Origin of the sequence: Aphanizomenon sp. CS-733/32, from assembly GCF_028330045.1 — a bacterium.
In the GTDB taxonomy this organism is placed as follows: Bacteria; Cyanobacteriota; Cyanobacteriia; order Cyanobacteriales; family Nostocaceae; genus Dolichospermum; species Dolichospermum gracile.
Map to the genome: position 1 here is coordinate 103,845 of NZ_JAQMSE010000200.1, position 20,036 is coordinate 123,880.

Below are 20,036 nucleotides of genomic sequence, written 5' to 3' on the forward strand. Positions count from 1 at the left end.
ATCATTCAGGAGTGAGAATATTTATTAAAAAACAAAGATTCAAGGGTGGGGAAACCCCGCCCCTACGGATATTTAAACTTGACAGTTTAATTCGCCGGCTTTTTTGGTGAAACGACGGTTTTCTCGATAATCTACTCGACAATCTATCACGGCTGGGACATCTTGGGCGATCGCTTCTTTGAGTAAGGGAATGAAATCGGCAACAGATTCGACTCGATAACCTTTTAGTCCCATACTTTCGGCTAATTTAACAAAATCAGGATTACCAAAATGGACAAAAGATGAGTTACCTGGACCAAATTGATTTTCTTGTTTCCACTCAATTAAACCATAGCCACCGTCATTAAAGATCAAAGTTACAAATGGTGTTCCGACTCGCAAAGCTGTTTCTAATTCTTGACAATTCATCATAAAACCACCGTCACCAGTGGCAGCGACAACTTTACGATCTGGGTGAACTAATTTTGCGGCTAATGCACCGGGAATGGCAATACCCATAGCAGCAAAACCATTGGAAATAATGCAAGTGTTGGGACTATGACAATGATAATGTCTAGCAATCCACATTTTATGTGCGCCCACATCAGAAATGACAATATCATCTGGTCCCATAACTTGCCGCAAGTCATAAATTAATTTTTGCGGTTTCATGGGAAATTCATCATCTTTGGCATATTCTTCGTAATCAGCACGAATGTTAGCACGCAAGCTAATAGAATAGGGATTGGGTTTATTGTGTCTTTCTGCTAATTTCAATATTTCATTAAGAGAATCAGAAATATCACCAACTGTTTCTACTTGAGGAATATAACTACTATCAATTTCCGAAGAAGTAGCCGCAATATGAATAATAGGAATTGTTCCTTCGGGATTCCATTTTTTTGGGGAAAATTCAATTAAATCATAGCCAATTGCTATGACTAAATCTGTATTATCAAAGCCGCAGGTAATGAAATCTCGTTGTTGTAATCCCACAGACCAAAGTGCTAAGGGATGAGTATAGGGAATGACTCCTTTCCCCATAAAAGTATTAACAACGGGAATATTCATTTGGGTGGCAAATTGCGTGACTGCATCACTAGCATGGGCGCGAATTGCCCCATTTCCGACTAAAATGATGGGATTAACGGCTTGGGAAATTGCTCCAGCAGCGGCGCGAATACTGGCAAAGGAAGCATAGGTTTTTTCGCTATTATCCTTATTTAAAGGTTTGCCTTCCACGGGCATGGCGGCAATATTTTCTGGTAAATCAATGTGAACTGCGCCGGGTTTTTCTGTTTGCGATCGCTTGAAGGCTTTTCTCACAACTTCGGGTGTAATACTCGGTCTGACAATCTGTTTATTCCACTTTGTAACTGGGGCAAACATGGCCACTAAATCTAAATATTGATGGGATTCAATGTGCATTCTATCTGTTCCCACCTGCCCAGTAATTGCCACTAATGGCGCACCATCTAAATTAGCATCTGCCACTCCAGTCATTAAATTAGTTGCCCCTGGTCCAAGGGTGGAAAGACATACTCCGGCTTTGCCTGTTAATCTCCCATAAACATCAGCCATGAAGGCTGCACCCTGTTCATGACGAGTGGTAATAAATTGAATTGATGAGTTTTTTAAAGCTTCTAAAACGTGCAAATTTTCTTCACCAGGAAGTCCAAAAACATATTGAACTCCTTCATTTTCTAAACACTGTACTAACAATTCTGCGGTATTCATTTACTTTCCTCAAAAGAATAATTAAAGGACTAAGAATATCCCTATTCTTTATTCCCTCTTACCTGTCACCTATTACTTCACCCAGACAGTCTTAATATTCACAAATTCATGTAAGCCTTGAATACTCAACTCCCTACCGTAGCCAGAACGTTTAATACCACCAAAAGGTAAACGGGGATCGGATTTAACCATGCTGTTAATAAATACTGCACCGGCTTCAATTTCTTGAATTAGACGATGTTGTTCTGCTGTATTGGTTGTCCATGCACTTGCACCTAAACCAAAGGGACTATCATTAGCTAATTTAATCGCGGCATTGATATCAGGAACTCGGAATAATAATGCCACAGGTCCAAAAAATTCCTCTTGGGCAATGGGTGTATCTACAGGAATATCTATGATAATTGTAGGCGGATAAAAGTTCCCCGACATTTCTGTTAAAGGATGTCCACCTGTGAGAACTTTACCCCCACTTTTTACGGCATTTTTAACTTGTTCGTCTAATTCTTGGAGAATATCAGGAGTTGCCAATGGTCCCAAATCTGTATCGGCTGCCATGGGATTGCCAACTTTCAAAGCTTGAAATTTTGCTAACAGCAGTTTTTCAAATTGATCAGCCACAGATTCAGTAATTATAAAGCGTTTAGCCGCAATACAAGATTGCCCATTATTTAACATTCTGGCTGTGACTGCGGTGGTAACTGCTGTTTCTAAATCGGCACTTTCTAAAACAATAAATGGGTCACTACCCCCCAATTCTAAAACAGTTTTTTTGATTTGTTTCCCACATGCAACCGCGAGGGAGATACCTGCTGGTTCACTACCGGTTAAAGTAGCAGCTTCGATGCGATCATCAGCCATCAAATTGGCAACTTGGGCAGCACCAATTAACAATGTTTGAAATACACCCTTGGGAAAGCCGGCACGGTGGATGATATCTTCGATCGCCAGGGCGCACTGTGGCACATTAGAAGCGTGTTTGAGTAGTCCCACATTGCCCGCCATGAGTGCTGGTGCTGCAAACCGAAAAACCTGCCAAAATGGAAAATTCCAAGGCATGACGGCGAGAATTACCCCTAAAGGTTGATATTTTACAAAACTATGACTTGCATCAGTTTTAACAGTGACATCAGCGAGAAAACTCGGGGCATTTTCGGCGTAATAGCGACAAACCAGGGCGCATTTTTCAACTTCAGCGATCGCCGCTTTTAATGGTTTACCCATTTCCAGGGTCATTAATTTCCCTAAATCTGCCTTTTCTTGGTCTAAAATAGTTGCTGCTTGTTCTAACCAGTGCGATCGCTCTACAAAACTCGTCTGCCGATATCCTGCAAAAGCCTTTCCTGCTAAATCCAACTTGGCGAGAATTTCTGTATCTTTCAGTGGCTCAAAAGTTTTGAGCGTTTCCCCAGTAGTGGGATTAATAGTAGCTATAGCCATAACCTGACCTCCCATTAAAAAATAGTTTGAGGTAGTTTACCAGTCTTACACACATTCATTACAGAAGTTAACACGAAAATTGAGTTGGAGAGAAAATTATGAAAAATTATTTTTATGAAATCAATACCTCGCCAATTTGCCAAATAGTATGTCAAAAAGCTGGCTCAATATTACAAAAGAAGGGAACAGGGAACATTTTAATTTTTGACTTCCCCTTGGCGATACTAGCACCTATAGTTGACACATTTTAGTTTGATATAGATTAATTGAACGATCAATTCCTTTAAAACGATAAGCTCCGATATCAAAAAAATCTGATTTCTCCGACAGCATATTATAAGTAACTTCACTAATTACACATTCTCCAGGAGAACAACTAGTTTCCATCCTGGCTGCCAAATTAATTGTCGTTCCTAAAGCAGTATAATCTACCCTTTGAGAACTACCAACATCACCAACCACAGCCTTACCACTGTTAATAGCAATGCGTAATTGTAAAGGTTCTTGCCAAAAATTATTGGCATTGAGATGTTTTAACCGAGTTAGCATTCCCTTCGCTGATGCAACTGCCCTATCCGCATGACTTGGATCTGGGTCAGGAGCGCCAAAAAATGCCATGATACAGTCACCAATATATTTATCTAAAGTGCCACTATGCAAAAATACTTCTTTCAACATTTCTTCAAATAAATTGTTTAATAATTGAGCAATTTCTCTAGGTGTTAATCGTTCAGAAATTGCCGTAAACCCGACCAAATCCGCAAATAAAATACTAATTTCATTTTCTCTAGGCGCTAAACGTCCATTGGGAGAACCACCAACAGCTATCAATTGCTGGACAACAGCCGGAGAATGGTATCGTTCTAAACGATGACGAATTACTTCTTCATTTTTGAGTTTGTCTACTAACAACGAACGTTGCACACTAGAAGCTACAATATTAGCTAAAGCTGAAAAGAAGCTGAGTTCTTCTTCCCCTTCACTTTCCCAATGAGATGAAGACAGACTAGCATCAGCATAGAGAACTCCAATTACTTTGTGTTCATCCCATAATGGGACAGCCATAGCACTACGAATACCTTTAGCTAAAATGCTTTTCTCCCTAGAAAAACGTTGATCTGATTGAGTATCGGCACTTTGAATAGCAATTTTTTCTGCAAATACTTTTTGACAAATACTGCGGCTAATCCAGCTACCATCTGTAGCTAGATTTTCTTGTTCAGAAATATTTCTAGTGGCAGAACTTATTAACTCTAAATTACCAGAATCGTCAATTTTTACTAATAGGGCTAATCGGTCAATACTATCAAGATAACGAAAGACTACTTGTTGTACTTGGAAAAAAATTTCCTCAATAGATGCAGCAGCACAAAGATTTCTAGCTATATCTACCAAATCTTTCAGCCTAGCAATAGTTTCATTTTGATTATTGTTATTGCTATTAATAGTATTAGCACTGATCCAGTGTTGTTGGAGTTGCTCAACATTCCGAAAAATTATTTTCTGTGGTTGAGTATTAACTTTTCTTAAAAATCTATTAGTGGTACTATTTGTATTTATATTTTTGAATTTTACTAATAATTTAATTTTGCCCAAGGAAATTACATCATTATTAGCTAATTCTTGGATATCCGTGATCAAATACTGGTTAACTTGCGTACCATTTTTACTACCTAGATCCTGAATAGTCCACACATGATCTGCACTTTTGACGATTCGCGCATGATTGCGAGAAATTCCTTCAAAGGGTAACACCATATCGCATTCTGGCAACCGTCCGATAATAAATACATCTTTATCTACTAGAACTAATTTTTCGGTATGTCCTTCTTGTTGGAAGAGGAGGGTGAGTTGATTCATGACTGTTATATCAGGCTCGAAGCTAAGGGCGCAAGTATCAGTGTAATTAAATAAATATAGCGTTTATATTTATCAGCAGGTATTAGATACCAGACGTTTATCTGCTATTTGTGTTGCTAGTTGTTCAACAGAAATCGGCTTAGATATACCATAATTTACTGTGCAAGTTCTAATATTATAGTTAAAATGGTGGTAATTCTAAAGAGATATTACCCAGAAGTCCTTTCCGAAAATCGGTGATCATTTGTCTGGCGGCACGTTCTACATCACCTTTATAACGATGTTCTGCTAAGACTTGTAAATAGTCTTCTCCCGTGTAAATGATGGAATCTATCTCATACCGTGTCAGTAGTGGATGTGGTGGCAATGAATGAGAATGTGTTTCCTGAAGTTCGTTAAGTATATCTACGAATGCTGCTGCTATAAGTTGATTATCATAAGCTGCTTCGCCAATATCATCACAAATAGCTAATTTGACGGCTGCGGCTTGGCTGTCCAGTCTGGCGGGAATGACACCAGGGGCATCTAGTAATTGTAATTGATCGGAAATTCTCACCCACCGCAGTTGTCTGGTAACACCGGGACGGGCGGCGCTTTCTACGACTCGTTTTCCTGTCAATCTGTTAATTAGGGCTGATTTACCGACATTGGGAAAACCAATGACGACAGCCCGGACGGGACGGGGTAACATTCCTCTATCCGTACGGCGTTGGTTAAGTTCAATACCTGCTGCTTGGGCGGCTTTGGCTATGGCGGTGACACCTTGACCATGTTGGGCGTTGGTAAAATATGGAACTTCACCTTGATTTTTAAACCACTCTATCCAGCGCGATCGCACCTGTGGCAAAATCATATCTACCCGGTTGAGCACCAATATCCTGGTCTTCGTCCCCACCCATTCATTCATTTGGGGATGATTTGTAGTTATAGGAATACGAGCATCTCTTACTTCTAAAACCACATCAACCCGTTTTAGCTGTTCTTTGAGATTTTTCTCAGCTTTGGCAATGTGTCCGGGATACCATTGAATCAGATTTAATTTGTAATTTTGTGTGATTGACATTTATTAGTTGTCCGTTGTCAGTTGTTAGTTGTTAGTTGTCCGTTGTCCGTTGTCATTAATTCTCTCTCTTGTCTATTCGCTGTTCCCTGTCACCTGTCACCTGTTCCCTGTTCCCTGTCACCTGTCACCTGTTCCCTGTCACCTGTTCCCTGTCACCTGTTCCCTCTGAATGAGATTGATGTAAAATTAAACGGTTGCCGTCGGGGTCGTAGGCATAAATTTCTTGTCCGTGAGAAGCTATAGAAATTTCTCTTTGTGAGGTACAGCCTAAAGATGTCAGGTGAGATATGGCAGTTTGTAAATTATTCACTTCCAAGCATAAACTGAGCGGACTTTGGGAGTTAAGGACAAATTCTGGCTCGTTTGTTGATTTAGGTTTAAAAATACCTAACTTTAACCCAGCAATGTGAAACTCAGCATAGATATGGGGAATGAGTTTCTGTGGTTTTTGTTCTAGTAGTTGAGTATAGAAGCTGACTATATTATCAAAATTAACTGTGGCTATGGTGACGATGACACTATTATATTGCATATTTATTTTTACCATAGATTTGTCACAAGAAGTCATAACCCAACAAATGCCTTGGGTTGCGCTGTCGCTTAACCTGACTTACAAATAATGGACAAGGTGTTGATAATTGAAAAATAATATTCAGGGTGCATTAGGAAAACCCAACACACCGATAATGACTAATTAGCAACTTCAGCCATTTCAATGACACGCCCTTCATAATCCTTAACTAAAAAATTCAAAGGCTTTTGGTTGCGAATTTTGAACTTTAAACCCCTGACTTCTACCCGCATTAAAATTAATTCTAGACAATCATGATCAAAGCAAACATGACGATGCTGATCTTTTTTGCCCAAACTTGCACCAGTGATAATATGTAATTGAGTATTTTTCTTGAGTTGATACCACAGACCGTCACTACCATTATTCATGGTGTTATTAGACCAACTGGGACTAGGGGACATATACAGCGGGTCAATACCTGTTGCACCAATGGTTTGCTCGTAGTTGTAATAATAGTGCAAAGGGACTTCTGCTACTGGCAAATCTAGCAATCCCTCATATAATTGTCGGGCAACTTCTAAATCCGATACCATGACAGTATAAACTTTAGGGGCGCTGCTGAGGAACATCCACATAGCGCCAGCGTAAGCTGCCAATAACATAATCATAATCCCCTGGGTGGAGAATAGGCTATCCAAGGGCAGGGAAGGTAAGAACGAGCCGAAAGTGAGTGGACTGAGCAGGAACATTATGGAACTAGCTTCTATAACCATGAACAAACAGAATCACAATAAAGGAGGGGCTTTGAGTATTGTCAGTTAAGACTAACATTAAGTCTTTGTTGCTAGTTTATCAATAGTCTAGTGGTCTGACTTTACAAACTTACTGACTTTCGGATATTATTAACCGTCGCATCACCATTCCCTAGTATATTTTAACAGTTATCTAGTTCAGAGATTGTGCAAATTCCTCACTTTCCCGAAGCTAATCACCCATTGGTGAAGTCGCTATTTCATCACAGTGATCAAGAACTACTGAGTTTATTTCAGCGATATCCTGATTATGGCAAGTATTTTACGGTGATTTTTTGCCGTTATAGTCCCATAGTTTACACCTTAATTCGGCATTCGGCGCGATCGCCTGTGCAAGCTGATTATTTATTTGCTCTCATCTGGCGAAATATCTATTATGAATTAGGGGGACTGGACTTAAATCAAGCATCCACAGAGACGGAATCCTTAACCTTACAAAATTGGTTAATTAACATCACCGCATTCCATATTAACGAGATTAAGCTTCCACCTACAGAAGCTATTCATTATTCCCTTAAAGATACATCACCACCGCTATGGTGCTATGTAGAACAGGCATTAGATCAACTACCACCAATATTACGATTAATCGTCTTAATGGCGCAAACCTTCCACTGGAGTGAAACCAGAATTGCTGCCTATTTGCAAGCTGAAGGAGAACAAATTTCCCCTGCGGAAGTCGCAAGTTCTCTCCAAGAAGGTTATCAGATGCTAGAAGATAAATTACCTGCTGATATTCGGGCTATTTACTTAGGTGAACCTGGGACTTCGTCCTAACTTTAGCTATAATAATCACAGTCGCCCATTTACGGCACAGAACCATAGAAAAAATCCCTCTCATTAGTTCTTGGCTTGCTCAGACAAAACTTGTCTTAGAGACTTCCAAATAAAAATATGTCCCAAAACTAACGCAAAAACTCTCTCTATTTCTTCTCTCTCTGTGTTCTCTGTGCCTCTGTGGTTCTTTTGTTCATTTATTGGGGTAATTTTTTTCTTGGAAGTTCCTTATACCATCTATTTACAGCCGGAATTTCCCGGTTAGAGATTATGAAACAACGGCATTTACTATCAGGAAATCTAATTAATATCAGCAATTTCTTAAAATTACCATTTTTGACTTTTTATACGGTACTACTCACCTGTTTATTGACAACTACAGGTGTAAAAGCAATTGATATTACCCAACAAATTCATCGTCCTTTAAATAATCCCGCAAATAAATCATCACGCAATGTAGCTGATAAATTACTCAGACAAGGTAGACAGCAATTATTTCAAGGATTTCCCCAAAAAACTCTAAAATTATCCCTAGCAGCTTTGGAAATTTATCACTCATTAGGTGATTTAAAAGCCCAAGGTTTAACTTATGATTTATTAGCTAATACCTATCTGCAATTAAATGATATCAATAATGCCGAAGATGCCATTCGCCGACAGTTAGCAATTTCCCGTGATAATCAAGATTTTCAAAATCAAATTTTTGCCCTAAATAATCTAGCTACCTTGTTTCTCCAAAAAGGCGAAAATATTGCCGCCCAAGAAACTCTAGAAGATGCTTTAGTCGTGGCTCGTAATGTGACTAACCTGGAAGGGCAAGGGCTATCTTTAAGTAATTTGAGCTTGGTTGCTATCCGCACAGGTGATTACGATAAAGCCGTTAAAATTGGCGAATATGCCTTAACTTTTCGCCGCCAAATTGGTGATACTGTTGGTGAAGCTAATACCCTAAATAATCTTGGTGATGCTTATTTAGCGATGGGGGATTATCAAAAGACTATTGGTAGTTATAGTTTGGCAATGCAGTTAGCGAAAAAGAGTTTTGAACGTGCCAATCAATTACGAGCAATTGATGGTTTAGTCACAGCCAATACTGCATTAGGTCGTTACGATTTAGCTTTGAAACTATTAGAAAATCGGGTGAAACTGACTGATTCTATTAACAATCCCGCAGAAGCTCTAAAATATTTATTTGTCTCCGGGGAAATTTATGAGAAAATGGGCAACTTTACCAAAGCTAAGGATTTATATACACAAGCTATTTCCATAGCCCAGAAATTAGAAGATAGTAAACAAGAAAGTTTATTAGTTTATAAACTTAATGAATTAAAAAACCGTTAATAACAAAATACCAGATCCCCGACTTCTCAAAGAGGTCGGGGATCTAAATGATCTAAATAAATAGGAAATAAGTCGTGATCACGAATCAAAGGAAAATGTGTTAATATAGCTAGGACGGAGATAGAAAACTATACAAACTGAAAATTCACCCAATCACATTGATGAATTAAATGATTATCATAGATTCTCAACCATAAAAGATTCTTGCTAACTTCTATTCCTAACCTTTTTTGATCATGACTTTTTACATAGAAATTCCCCTAATTGGCAAAAAAGTTAAATATCCATGGCGGTGGTTAATGGGTTTAATCGCTGGTGGTTTCTTAATTGTGGGAACAACAGTTACAATCAAAACCATTCAGCAAAGAAATAAACCCCTAGATATTAGTAAATTAACTGTTCCGGTAGAAGCAAAAAGTGTAACTGTCCGCATTACTGCTAGTGGCAAAGTTCAACCAGTTCAAAGTGTGAATATTAGTCCTAAAAGTCCAGGATTGTTAGCAGGTTTAAATGTTGAACAGGGAGATACTGTCAAGCAAGGACAAATAATTGCTCGCATGGATAATTCGGAAATTAAAATGCGAATTCTCCAATACAAAGCTAATTTAGACCAAGCAAAAGCACAATTAGCAGATAGCGAAGCCGGCAGTCGTCCCGAAGAAATTGCCCAAGCCAAAGCCCGTGTAGACCAAGCACAGGCACAATTGGCGATTATTAGAGATGGGAATCGGTTACAGGAAATTCAACAAGCACAGGCTCAAGTTGACTCGGCAAAAGCTTCTGTGGTACTTACCCAATCGAGAGTCAAACGTTATCAAGATCTAGCTAAAGATGGGGCTATTTCCCAAGATAGTTTAGAACAATATGTGAGTGAAAATAGTAAAGCTAAAGCTAATTTAGAAGAAGCACAACGCCGATTATCTTTACTAAAAGTGGGCAACCGCAACCAAGATATTCAAAAGCAAGCAGCAATAGTTAATCAAGAAAAGGAAGGATTACGAAAATTAGAAAATGGCAATCGTCCCCAAGAAATTGCTAAATTAAGAGCAGCAGTAGCTAGTGCTGAGGCTCAGTTAAAACAACAACAGGTGCAACTGGAAGATACCATTATTCGCGCTCCTTTTTCGGGAATTGTGACTCAAAGATATGCGACAGTAGGGGCTTATGTGAGTCCGGCTATTTCCGCTTCAGATGATGCTTCAGCGACATCTACTTCTATAGTTGCTTTAGCTAAAGGTTTAGAAGTGCTGGCTAAAGTTCCTGAAGTGGATATTCCCCAAATTAAACAGGGACAAAAAGTGGAAATTGCGATTGATGCTTATCCTGATGAAGTTTTTCAGGGACGAGTGCGGTTGATTGCTCCTGAAGCGGTGGTTGAGCAAAATGTCACATCTTTCCAGGTGCGGGTAGCTATTGATGAGACAGCAAATAAACTGCGTTCGGGAATGAATGTCAGTGAAGTGACATTTATTGGTAATAATATCCAAAATGCGCTGTTAATACCTCAAGAGTTAATTGTTACTCAAAAGGGAAAAACTGGTGTGTGGTTATTGGGTGAAAAAAATAAACCCCAATTTAAGTTAGTCACAATTGGGGCAAATATTGATAACCGAATTCAGGTTTTAGAAGGCTTAAAAGCAGGCGATCGCATATTTATTGATCTGCCTAAAACCAAAGGTAAAGGAAATAAAGAACCGGACAAATAAAATCATAATTAAACACAAAATATGGACATTTTAGAAAGTGTGAAAATGGCGACTACTACCTTATTAGCTAATAAGTTGCGAAGTAGTTTAACCATGTTAGGAATTATTATTGGTAATGCTTCGGTAATTGCCATGATTGGCATTGGCGAAGGCGCACAAACACTGGCAACTAAACAATTTGCATCATTGGGTCCCAATACCTTATTTATTATCCCTGGGAGTCCAGGAAGCCGGGGAAGGGTGACAACAATGCCGAGAACTTTAGTTTTACAAGATGCGAAGGCGATCGCTAAACAAGTCCGTGCCGTTAAAGAAGTTGCCCCAGAAATTAATAACAGAAGCACAATCACCTATAGAAATAAAAGTACAACTAGTACAGTGATTGGTACTACCCCTAATTATACAACAGTTCGTAGTTTTGAAATCAAAGAAGGTAGGTTTTTTAATGACTTTGATCTGAAACGGAATAAAAGAGTAGCCGTATTAGCTCCAGATTTAGCTAACAAACTATTTGATAATCAAAATCCTATTGGGCAAAAAATCCGCATTCAAAATACTACTTTTGAGGTGATTGGCTTAACAGTAGCTAAAGGTTCATCCTTTGGAAGTAACAGTGATGATACGGTTTTTATTCCTATTAATACCATGTTTAGTCGCTTGGTGGGGAGAACATCCCCTTTTGGTATTAATGTTTCTTTAATTTCTGTATCTGCTCAAGATGAAAATAGCATCTCTGCCGCAGAATTTCAAATGACAAACTTACTCCGTCGCCGGCACAAAATTGTCCGTGAAGATGATTTTACTATTCAAAGCCAAAAAAATATTTTGGAAATTACCAATACAATTACCAGCGGATTGACACTAATGTTAGCGGCGATCGCTAGTATTTCCCTATTTGTGGGTGGGATTGGGATTATGAATATAATGCTCGTTTCTGTCACCGAACGTACCCAAGAAATTGGACTCCGTAAAGCTATTGGTGCAACTCAACAAGACATCCTTTTACAATTCATGATTGAAGCCGTGATTTTATCAGTAGTCGGCGGTTTAATCGGCATAGCTTTAGGCGGTGGTAGCATCATTTTAGTAAGTATTATTACCCCTTTACAAGCGGCAATTTCACCAAATGCAGTCATATTAGCCGCTAGTGTTTCTGGTGGGATTGGTTTATTTTTTGGTGTCGTTCCTGCCCGTCGTGCGGCTCAACTTGATCCAATGGTAGCATTAAGAACGGCATAATTGGTAATTTCCAGATCCCCGACCTCTGATATCAATTCTCATTTATTCATAAGATACAATAAGAAGTCGGGGATCTTAATCACACAACAGGATAAATTTTTATGGCTAATACCCTGACTTTTCATGATGCAAATATTCCCGATGCTGCACCAGAATTAGCAATTATTCGGTTAGAGGATATTTTCAAAGTTTATGGAATTGGGGAAATAGAAGTTAAAGCACTGAATCGTGTGAATTTGGTGATTAAACAGGGTGAATATTGTTCGATTATGGGGCCTTCTGGTTCGGGTAAATCTACAGCCATGAATATTATCGGTTGTTTAGATCGTCCTAGTAGTGGAAATTATTATTTAGATAACTTGAATGTCGCGCAAATGGATGATACGGAATTGGCGCATATTCGCAATAAAAAACTCGGTTTTGTCTTTCAACAATTCCATTTATTAAATCAATTAACAGCTTTAGAAAATGTCATGCTGCCAATGGTGTATGCTGGTGTTAAACCGGGGGAAAGGAAAGAGCGGGCGATATCCGCATTAATCAAAGTTGGCTTAGAGAAACGTCTCAATAACAAACCTACCCAATTATCAGGGGGACAACAACAAAGAGTAGCGATCGCTCGTGCTATTGTCAACAATCCCGTTGTTCTCCTCGCAGACGAACCCACCGGCGCACTTGATTCTCATACCACCCAAGAAGTATTAGACTTGTTTAGTGAACTTAATAGCAGTGGTATTACTGTTGTTATCGTCACCCATGAATCAGAAGTGGCGCGACAAACTAAACGGATTGTTTGGTTTCGTGATGGTGAAGTTGTTCATTCTCATCTGACTCCCCATGAATTACATCAACTTGTCGCATCTTAAATCCAGTAGGTGTCAGATAAATTATTGCTTGAGATATTGCTTGAGACAAGGGAACAGGGAAAAGAGAAGAGTTTGATGGCTTAATTTTCTTACTTCACTAAATCAAAATTTGCACTGGGAGTAAATCTAAAAAGATGTCTAACACCCTATATGATAGCGATTTGCAATTATGGATTGAGCAAACAATTCAGCAGTTACAGAATCATGAATTTGAGTCCCTAGATATTCAGCATTTGATTGAGGAGTTAGTTGATTTGGGTAAATCGGAGAAGAATACGCTCAGAAGTAATCTCAAAATTTTATTGGCTCATTTACTCAAGTTAAAGATTCAACATGATGCACCTGATTCGATGAAGGGAAGTTGGTACAGTTCAGTTGTGGAACATCGTCAGCGGGTTCTGGATAATTTAGCCGATACTCCCTCTCTTAAAAATTTCTTGGTTGAAGCTATAGAAAAAGCTTATCCCGATGCTCGTAAGTTAGCAATTAAAGAAGGTAAATTTGCCAAGTTTGGGTTGCGGATACCGAAAGAAAGTGAATATCCTATCACCTTTCCTTTTTCGATTGAGCAAATTTTAAATGAGGACTTCTACGGATTGTAAATGACAGGGAAAGTTTCATTTCACAAAAGTGTCAACTTAAGCCCTGGCGAATGGAATTCGCGGCTATACAAACAAAGTCCGCCTGCGCGGACTAAGGAAAAATCAAGGATTTGAAACCCACGCAGGTGGGTTTTGCCTGTGTAGACGCGGTTTCTAACCGCCCGTTTTACGTTAAGTTGACACCAATGACCCACCACAAATTATTAAACTTGAATTACACCTTAAACTTAGCGGTGATTCGCTTCATGGCTTCTTCCACATTTTCCCGACTATTAAAGGCAGAAATGCGGAAATAACCCTCACCCGCAGCACCAAAACCAGAACCGGGAGTTCCTACTACATTCACAGTTTCTAATAATTTATCGAAAAATTCCCAACTAGATAAACCATGAGGAGTTTGCACCCATACGTAAGGAGCATTTACGCCACCATAAACATTTAAACCAGCGTTTGTCAGTTCTTCACGAATGATTTTAGCATTGTCTAAATAGAAGTTTACCAAAGCTTTGATTTGTGCTTGTCCTGCTTCTGAATAAACCGCTTCTGCACCACGTTGAATAATATAAGAAACGCCGTTAAATTTGGTAGATTGACGACGATTCCAGAGTTTCCAAAGTTCAACATTAGAACCGTCAGCAGCCTTAGCTGTGAGGTTTTTGGGAACAACAGTTAAAGCGCAACGAGTCCCGGTAAACCCGGCGTTTTTGGAGAAAGAACGAAATTCAATCGCACAATCCCTCGCACCTTCGATTTCAAAAATAGAATGAGGTAAGGTAGGATCGGTAATAAATGCTTCGTAAGCGGCATCAAAAAAGATAATTGAACCGTTAGCTTTGGCATAATTTACCCAGGCTTGTAAATGTTCTTTGGTTGCAGTTGCACCTGTGGGATTATTAGGAAAGCAAAGATAAATTAAATCAACTTTTTGACTAGGAATTTCGGCGGTGAAATTATTTTCAGCGGTGACAGGTAAATAAACTAAACCACCATATTCACCTTTTTCATTTGCGTCTCCCGTGTTACCCGCCATAACGTTGGTATCTACGTAAACGGGGTATACGGGGTCTGTAACGGCGATAATGTTATTTTTGCCAAAAATATCGAGAATGTTGCCAGAATCGCACTTAGAACCGTCGGAAATGAATATCTCATCGGCTTCTATGGCTGCACCCCTGGCTTGGAAGTCATGGGTGGCAATTTTCTCCCTTAACCAAGCATAACCCTGTTCTGGACCATATCCTTTAAAAGATGAGCGATCGCCCATATCTTCTACAGCTTTAATCATGGCTGTGCGACAAGCTTCTGGTAAGGGTTCGGTGACATCACCAATTCCCAAGCGAATAATTTTAGCATCGGGATTAGCTTGTGCAAAGGCATTTACCCGTCGCGCAATTTCTGGAAACAGATAACCAGCTTTGAGTTTCAGGTAGTTGTCGTTAATTGTAGCCATAGTAAATTTTGAGAAAAAAGACAATCATACACTATCTTACTTTGAGTAATGTCTAATAGAGCAATTTTCCCGGAAGTCGAGTTATAATTATTTGAGAAAATTCCCATATTTGAGCAACTATGAGTCTCATTAATGAAGCTACTAAACAACGGATTATCCAAGAGATTTTAGAAGCTAGAAAAAATCGTCCTCAGTTTCTAGTCGCTATGCAAGAACGCCAAAAACAAGGTTTAAAAATTGCTCAACAATGTGCCAAAATATTGAAAGAAAAATTTGGTGCAGAAAAAGTTGTCTTATTCGGTTCTTTATTGGATCATCAACAAATGAGTTGGCGTTCTGATATTGATTTAGCTGTTTGGGGTTTACCAGAAAAAGATTATTTTAAAGCGTGGGCTGCTATAGATGAAGGACATCCTTTTGAAGTTGATCTAGTAGAAGTTCAAAATGCCAGACCTTATATTGTAAAAGCAATTTATCAAGGAATAGAGTTATGATTGTAAGTAAAAAATTGCATTTCTCAAACTCTTACTCTTTGCGCCTCTGCGTCTCTGCGTGAAATAAATTCATAATTTCATTTACCAAAACCAAAAATTTGATGCTTTTTTATGCAAATAAAATAATTAAATAATACCCATCCCCAATCCCCAATCATCTAATTTACAACTTGGCTACCGTGACTGCGAGGATCATCTTGATTGCTATCTGTGGCGACTTGTGCGGAAAATTGCGAGGTTTTACCATTACCTTGAATGTGGGGAAGGGTAGAACCGGCAATTAAAGCTTCTAAGTTACTAGCCATAATGGTGCGGGGGATATCACCAATGGTTTCGGCGATGGTTTCCCCTTGTTTACCTAAAAATACAAAGTGAGGAATGCCGTCTACCCGATATTTGAGCATTTCTGGCAACCATTTGGTATTATCAACATTCAACATCACAAAATTCAGGCTGTTATTGTACTTTTCTCTGAGTTTGGCCATGTCGGGTGTCATTTTCTGGCAAACTGTACACCAATCGGCGTAAAACTCGACGAGAGAAGGTTTTCCATTGCTGAGGGCTACTTCTAAGGGAATAGCAGTTTTACCCAATTCCGCCAGAGAAACTGAGGTAGAATCAGTTTTAAGTCCCAGGAAGAGGGCAACTCCCAAAGCGATCGCTACAATGGCAATTAAGAAGTTTTTGATGCGATTACTAGAATTTGCAGGGGCTTCGGTACTCATAATCAATTTATTAAGACTTATTAACTTAGTTCATTTTACTGTTTTCTCACATAATGAAAAAAAGAGTTACCCTGACTTTTCCCAAACGAGCGATTCAAATGCCTGTTACCTACCGACTAGCAAAGGATTTTAATGTCGCTGCGAATATTATCCGCGCCCAAGTTGCCCCGAATCAAATTGGTAAACTGGTGGTAGAATTATTGGGAGACATTGATCAGTTGGATGCAGCAATTGAATGGATGCGATCGCAACATATTCATGTTTCCCTGGGTTTAGGTGAAATAGTCATTGATGAGGATGTATGCGTTCACTGTGGTTTATGTACGGGGGTGTGTCCCACTGAAGCCCTAGCTATTAATCCAGAGACATATAAACTCACCTTTGTGCGATCGCGCTGCATAGTCTGTGAACAATGTGTTCCTACCTGTCCCGTACAAGCTATTTCCACTAATCTTTAAATAACAATTAAGTATTAATTCAAGTTGTGAATTATCTACTTGAAGCTGGTAATTGCTAATAAAATTCCTGGTTTCATCCTGTTCATCCTTTAATCCTGGACATCCTGATTCTGACAATGAAAATCTCCTCAGCAACACCAATTAAAACCCTCGGTGAAACTGCACACCAAGCCGTTGAAACCCACTTTACAAAAACCATAAAATGGGAAAAAGCAGTTAAAAAAGATGAAGATCCAGAAGCAGTACACCAAATGCGAGTGGGAATGCGACGGTTACGAACTGCTGTGAGTAGATTTGAGAGATATTTATTTTTACCAAAATCAGTTAGTGATAAAAATATTGGTAAACTTGCGAGAATTTTAGGTAGTCTCCGAGATTTAGATGTCCTGGCAGAAATTCTGGAAAAGAATTACAAACCGCATTTACTTGAACAAGAACAAAAATCTCTAGAAACAGCTTTTACAGAATTGCATAAACAGCGAGAAGTCGCGGTTTCTCATGTTCACAAAACATTTAAAGATCAAATTTATCAATCTTTTAAAAATGAAGCTGAAAATTGGTTAAAAAATCCTAGTTATCGAAGTTTCTCGTCTGTACCAATTTCTCACATATTACCAGATTTACTCTCACCAGAAGTGAGTGAATTTTGCTTACATCCAGGATGGCTAATCGGTACTAAAATTGTCGAGTCAAAAATAGTAGTCCAAACAAAATGGACACCCAACCAATTAGAAGAACATCTAAAAACAGAAGGTAAAATTCTCCATGATTTGCGAAAACAAGCCAAACGTCTCCGCTACCAAATGGAATTATTTACTGAATTATATGGTGAGTCTTTTTCTGCACATCTTCATGATATTAAAAATATCCAGGAAATCTTGGGAATGATCCAAGATACTATGGTTTTACATGAATGGTTAGAGAATATCTTCAAATCAGAACTGGATACTCAATTACGTGGGTTAACGACGCTATTAGCCGCAAATCGTTATCAATTATGGCAAGAATGGCAACCACTACAACAACGTTATTTACAAGCAGATACTAGATATAATTTACATTTGGTAGTATTACAACCGACGTTGGAAAATGTTAAGCAAGAAGAAAGAGATTAATTCATGGTGTGTCTAATTTATCAGGACTTACGCAACTGGCATATTGGTAGAGTGCGTAAGATATCAACAATCTGTTTATTTACAGGATTTATACAGTCTGACGCACCCTATAACAAATTTTTAGTGTGACACTTGCATAACTCCTATTTATGATAGTAAGTAGGTAGACAAAAATAAATAGAACTATGTTAAGTAAGTTAACAGATTCTGAAATTGGCTCGTAGTAAGGGCTTTAGCCCTACTTTCAGGTCTAAAGACCTTACTACAAACCTTTAATTATTTACGTTACTCTACTTATAGTCTCTTAAACTTAATAAAATTCAGTTCAATTATATTGACGGTTGTGTAAAATTACAAAGACGGACGAATTTTTCATACTTTGCTAATTCATCTATTACATTAAGAAACGCACCTCTCCTAATACCTCGGCGTTTTTCCATTGGGTTTAATTCAACGCTACCAGTATTAATTCTTTCAAATAAATCTCTACGAGTTTCTTCATCAGCATCTTCTGTTAATTGAATCATTCTTATGGTTGTTCGCTGGAAGCGTCTTTGACGTGCAATAGGTAGATTGGAAAATCGAAACCCTTCCAGCTTATTTAGCTTTTCTAGATTTTGTAGTTGTAATTCATTATTAAGAAAATTTGCTAAAGTACGAATTCGTTGTGTTCCATCTATAAGTTCTAAACGAGCTAAATCCTTTGTATTTAACGAATTTTCGTCTGTTTCTTCCCCTGAAGTATCTGCAACATAAATATAAGGAATAGGTAAACCTAGTAGAATAGACTCAATAAATTTAGATTGTCTTTTGATATCCCAAATCATTGCTCTTTGGTAATCTGGAATAAATAATTCATTAGAATCATCATGAAGACCAATGAGATATTTTTGAACTATAACTTCAATAGGGTATTCAATTGTGTTGTAATCAACAGATTTTTTCTGGTTGCGGATTTGCATTTCTGCTTCTTCCTGCATTTGTTCTGTAATTTTTTCGATTAATAAATTAATACTCATATTAGATTAAAATATCTAAGTGATTGAATTTATATTATACGCCTTATGTGAGTTAAAAATATTGTGGTTTTATTAGGGTTTCCAGAGTTCTCTAGAACGATAATTCCAGAATCATCAACGGTATTACAAGGGTTTCCGCATTTAATTCACATAAGCCGTATTATCCTATTTTCTGTTCTTTGGCTACATCATCACCAAAGAATATCCTGCGAATCCTCAAATTCTGATTCAGACAAACAAATTTAACACTGGGATTATTATGACTCAATTTGTATATCCAGCCATGCTGACTGCTGATGAAAAAGATGGTGGATTTGTGGTGACATTTCGGGATTTACCAGAAGCTATTACTCAAGGTAATTCGTGGGAAGAAGCACTTCATGAAGCTGCTGATTGTTTAGAAGAAGCGATGCCTTCGGCGAGCGCAGCTAACGCTCTCAGGATTGATGATAAGCTAGAAATCCCCCAACCATCACAACTCAAAAATCAAGAGTATTTAGTAGCCGTACCAGCGCAGACAGCAATAAAAGCCGCACTATATCTAGCAATGCGTGAAAAAGGTATTAGCAAAGTCCAGCTTGCGTCTACTCTCAATATCCATGAAAAGGAAGTCAGACGTATCCTAGATCCCCACCATACAACCAAATTATCTACAATGGAACGGACTCTAGCGGTACTCGGACAACGAATTGAATTACAAATCACCGCAAAATAGAATATATTCACAATACATTCGCCATTTTTTGTAGGTTGGATTGACGCAAGGAAACCCAACAAATGCGTTGGATTTTGTCCCATTGCTGTGCGTTCACGCAGTGTCCCGCAGGGATACATAAACT

The 20,036-nt window shown here is 38.5% G+C and carries 19 protein-coding genes; 10 read left to right on the plus strand and 9 right to left on the minus strand.

What is annotated here, in order from left to right:
• Positions 1-72 precede the first annotated feature (72 nt).
• From PN471_RS16335 to PN471_RS16360, 6 genes are all read right to left on the minus strand, one after another.
• Entirely contained in the window at positions 73-1,716 is a 1,644-nt protein-coding gene (locus PN471_RS16335) for an acetolactate synthase large subunit (RefSeq protein WP_271777748.1), read from the minus strand.
• Between the two features lie 72 nt (positions 1,717-1,788).
• Positions 1,789-3,156: an NAD-dependent succinate-semialdehyde dehydrogenase gene (locus PN471_RS16340; protein ID WP_271777749.1), complete on the minus strand. Its 1,368-nt coding sequence runs from the start codon at positions 3,154-3,156 to the stop codon at positions 1,789-1,791.
• Between the two features lie 231 nt (positions 3,157-3,387).
• On the minus strand, positions 3,388-5,016 hold the full coding sequence (locus PN471_RS16345) for an adenylate/guanylate cyclase domain-containing protein (protein ID WP_271777750.1): 1,629 nt from the start codon (positions 5,014-5,016) through the stop codon (positions 3,388-3,390).
• 181 nt (positions 5,017-5,197) lie between these two features.
• Positions 5,198-6,079, minus strand: a complete 882-nt coding sequence (gene ylqF, locus PN471_RS16350) for a ribosome biogenesis GTPase YlqF (protein WP_271777751.1) — start codon at positions 6,077-6,079, stop codon at positions 5,198-5,200.
• A 124-nt stretch (positions 6,080-6,203) separates the two neighbouring features.
• The gene (locus PN471_RS16355; RefSeq protein ID WP_271777752.1) at positions 6,204-6,611 is read right to left on the minus strand and encodes a VOC family protein; all 408 of its coding nucleotides are present in this window, start codon (positions 6,609-6,611) and stop codon (positions 6,204-6,206) included.
• A gap of 158 nt (positions 6,612-6,769) precedes the next feature.
• On the minus strand, positions 6,770-7,366 hold the full coding sequence (locus PN471_RS16360; protein WP_193898297.1) for a glyoxalase-like domain protein: 597 nt from the start codon (positions 7,364-7,366) through the stop codon (positions 6,770-6,772).
• Positions 7,367-7,552: 186 nt separating this feature from the next.
• Between PN471_RS16360 and PN471_RS16365 the strand changes: the two genes are divergently transcribed.
• The 6 genes from PN471_RS16365 (at position 7,553) to PN471_RS16390 (ending at position 13,936) form a co-directional block, all read left to right on the plus strand.
• Complete coding sequence (locus PN471_RS16365; RefSeq protein ID WP_271777753.1) at positions 7,553-8,182, plus strand: sigma factor-like helix-turn-helix DNA-binding protein; 630 nt, start codon at positions 7,553-7,555, stop codon at positions 8,180-8,182.
• Positions 8,183-8,452: 270 nt separating this feature from the next.
• Positions 8,453-9,523: a tetratricopeptide repeat protein gene (locus PN471_RS16370; RefSeq protein ID WP_271777754.1), complete on the plus strand. Its 1,071-nt coding sequence runs from the start codon at positions 8,453-8,455 to the stop codon at positions 9,521-9,523.
• A 236-nt stretch (positions 9,524-9,759) separates the two neighbouring features.
• Positions 9,760-11,229, plus strand: a complete 1,470-nt coding sequence (locus tag PN471_RS16375; RefSeq protein WP_271777755.1) for an efflux RND transporter periplasmic adaptor subunit — start codon at positions 9,760-9,762, stop codon at positions 11,227-11,229.
• A gap of 21 nt (positions 11,230-11,250) precedes the next feature.
• On the plus strand, positions 11,251-12,468 hold the full coding sequence (locus tag PN471_RS16380; RefSeq protein ID WP_271777756.1) for an ABC transporter permease: 1,218 nt from the start codon (positions 11,251-11,253) through the stop codon (positions 12,466-12,468).
• Between the two features lie 101 nt (positions 12,469-12,569).
• Positions 12,570-13,334 carry an ABC transporter ATP-binding protein gene (locus PN471_RS16385; RefSeq protein WP_271777757.1) on the plus strand — a complete coding sequence of 255 codons (765 nt, stop codon included), beginning with the start codon at positions 12,570-12,572 and terminating at the stop codon, positions 13,332-13,334.
• Between the two features lie 134 nt (positions 13,335-13,468).
• Positions 13,469-13,936 (plus strand): DUF29 domain-containing protein, encoded by a 468-nt coding sequence (locus tag PN471_RS16390; protein ID WP_271777758.1) that lies wholly within the window; start codon positions 13,469-13,471, stop codon positions 13,934-13,936.
• 214 nt (positions 13,937-14,150) lie between these two features.
• Here the strand turns inward: PN471_RS16390 and PN471_RS16395 are convergent, their stop codons facing one another.
• A complete protein-coding gene (locus PN471_RS16395) occupies positions 14,151-15,386 on the minus strand; it encodes an LL-diaminopimelate aminotransferase (protein WP_271777759.1) in 1,236 nt (411 codons plus the stop codon).
• Positions 15,387-15,505: 119 nt separating this feature from the next.
• Between PN471_RS16395 and PN471_RS16400 the strand changes: the two genes are divergently transcribed.
• Positions 15,506-15,880 carry a nucleotidyltransferase family protein gene (locus PN471_RS16400; protein WP_271777760.1) on the plus strand — a complete coding sequence of 125 codons (375 nt, stop codon included), beginning with the start codon at positions 15,506-15,508 and terminating at the stop codon, positions 15,878-15,880.
• A 158-nt stretch (positions 15,881-16,038) separates the two neighbouring features.
• Here PN471_RS16400 and PN471_RS16405 read toward each other — a convergent pair whose 3' ends face one another.
• Positions 16,039-16,605: a thioredoxin family protein gene (locus tag PN471_RS16405; protein WP_271777761.1), complete on the minus strand. Its 567-nt coding sequence runs from the start codon at positions 16,603-16,605 to the stop codon at positions 16,039-16,041.
• 53 nt (positions 16,606-16,658) lie between these two features.
• Here PN471_RS16405 and PN471_RS16410 point away from each other — a divergent pair, with 53 nt between their 5' ends.
• Together PN471_RS16410 and PN471_RS16415 are read left to right on the plus strand one after the other, a co-directional pair.
• Complete coding sequence (locus tag PN471_RS16410; RefSeq protein WP_271777762.1) at positions 16,659-17,063, plus strand: NIL domain-containing protein; 405 nt, start codon at positions 16,659-16,661, stop codon at positions 17,061-17,063.
• Between the two features lie 116 nt (positions 17,064-17,179).
• Positions 17,180-18,178 (plus strand): CHAD domain-containing protein, encoded by a 999-nt coding sequence (locus PN471_RS16415; protein WP_271777763.1) that lies wholly within the window; start codon positions 17,180-17,182, stop codon positions 18,176-18,178.
• 329 nt (positions 18,179-18,507) lie between these two features.
• Here the strand turns inward: PN471_RS16415 and PN471_RS16420 are convergent, their stop codons facing one another.
• Positions 18,508-19,197 carry a DUF262 domain-containing protein gene (locus PN471_RS16420; RefSeq protein WP_271777764.1) on the minus strand — a complete coding sequence of 230 codons (690 nt, stop codon included), beginning with the start codon at positions 19,195-19,197 and terminating at the stop codon, positions 18,508-18,510.
• 259 nt (positions 19,198-19,456) lie between these two features.
• On the opposite strand from PN471_RS16420, the gene PN471_RS16425 reads away from it, so the two are divergent.
• Entirely contained in the window at positions 19,457-19,912 is a 456-nt protein-coding gene (locus tag PN471_RS16425; protein WP_271777765.1) for a type II toxin-antitoxin system HicB family antitoxin, read from the plus strand.
• Positions 19,913-20,036 lie beyond the last annotated feature (124 nt).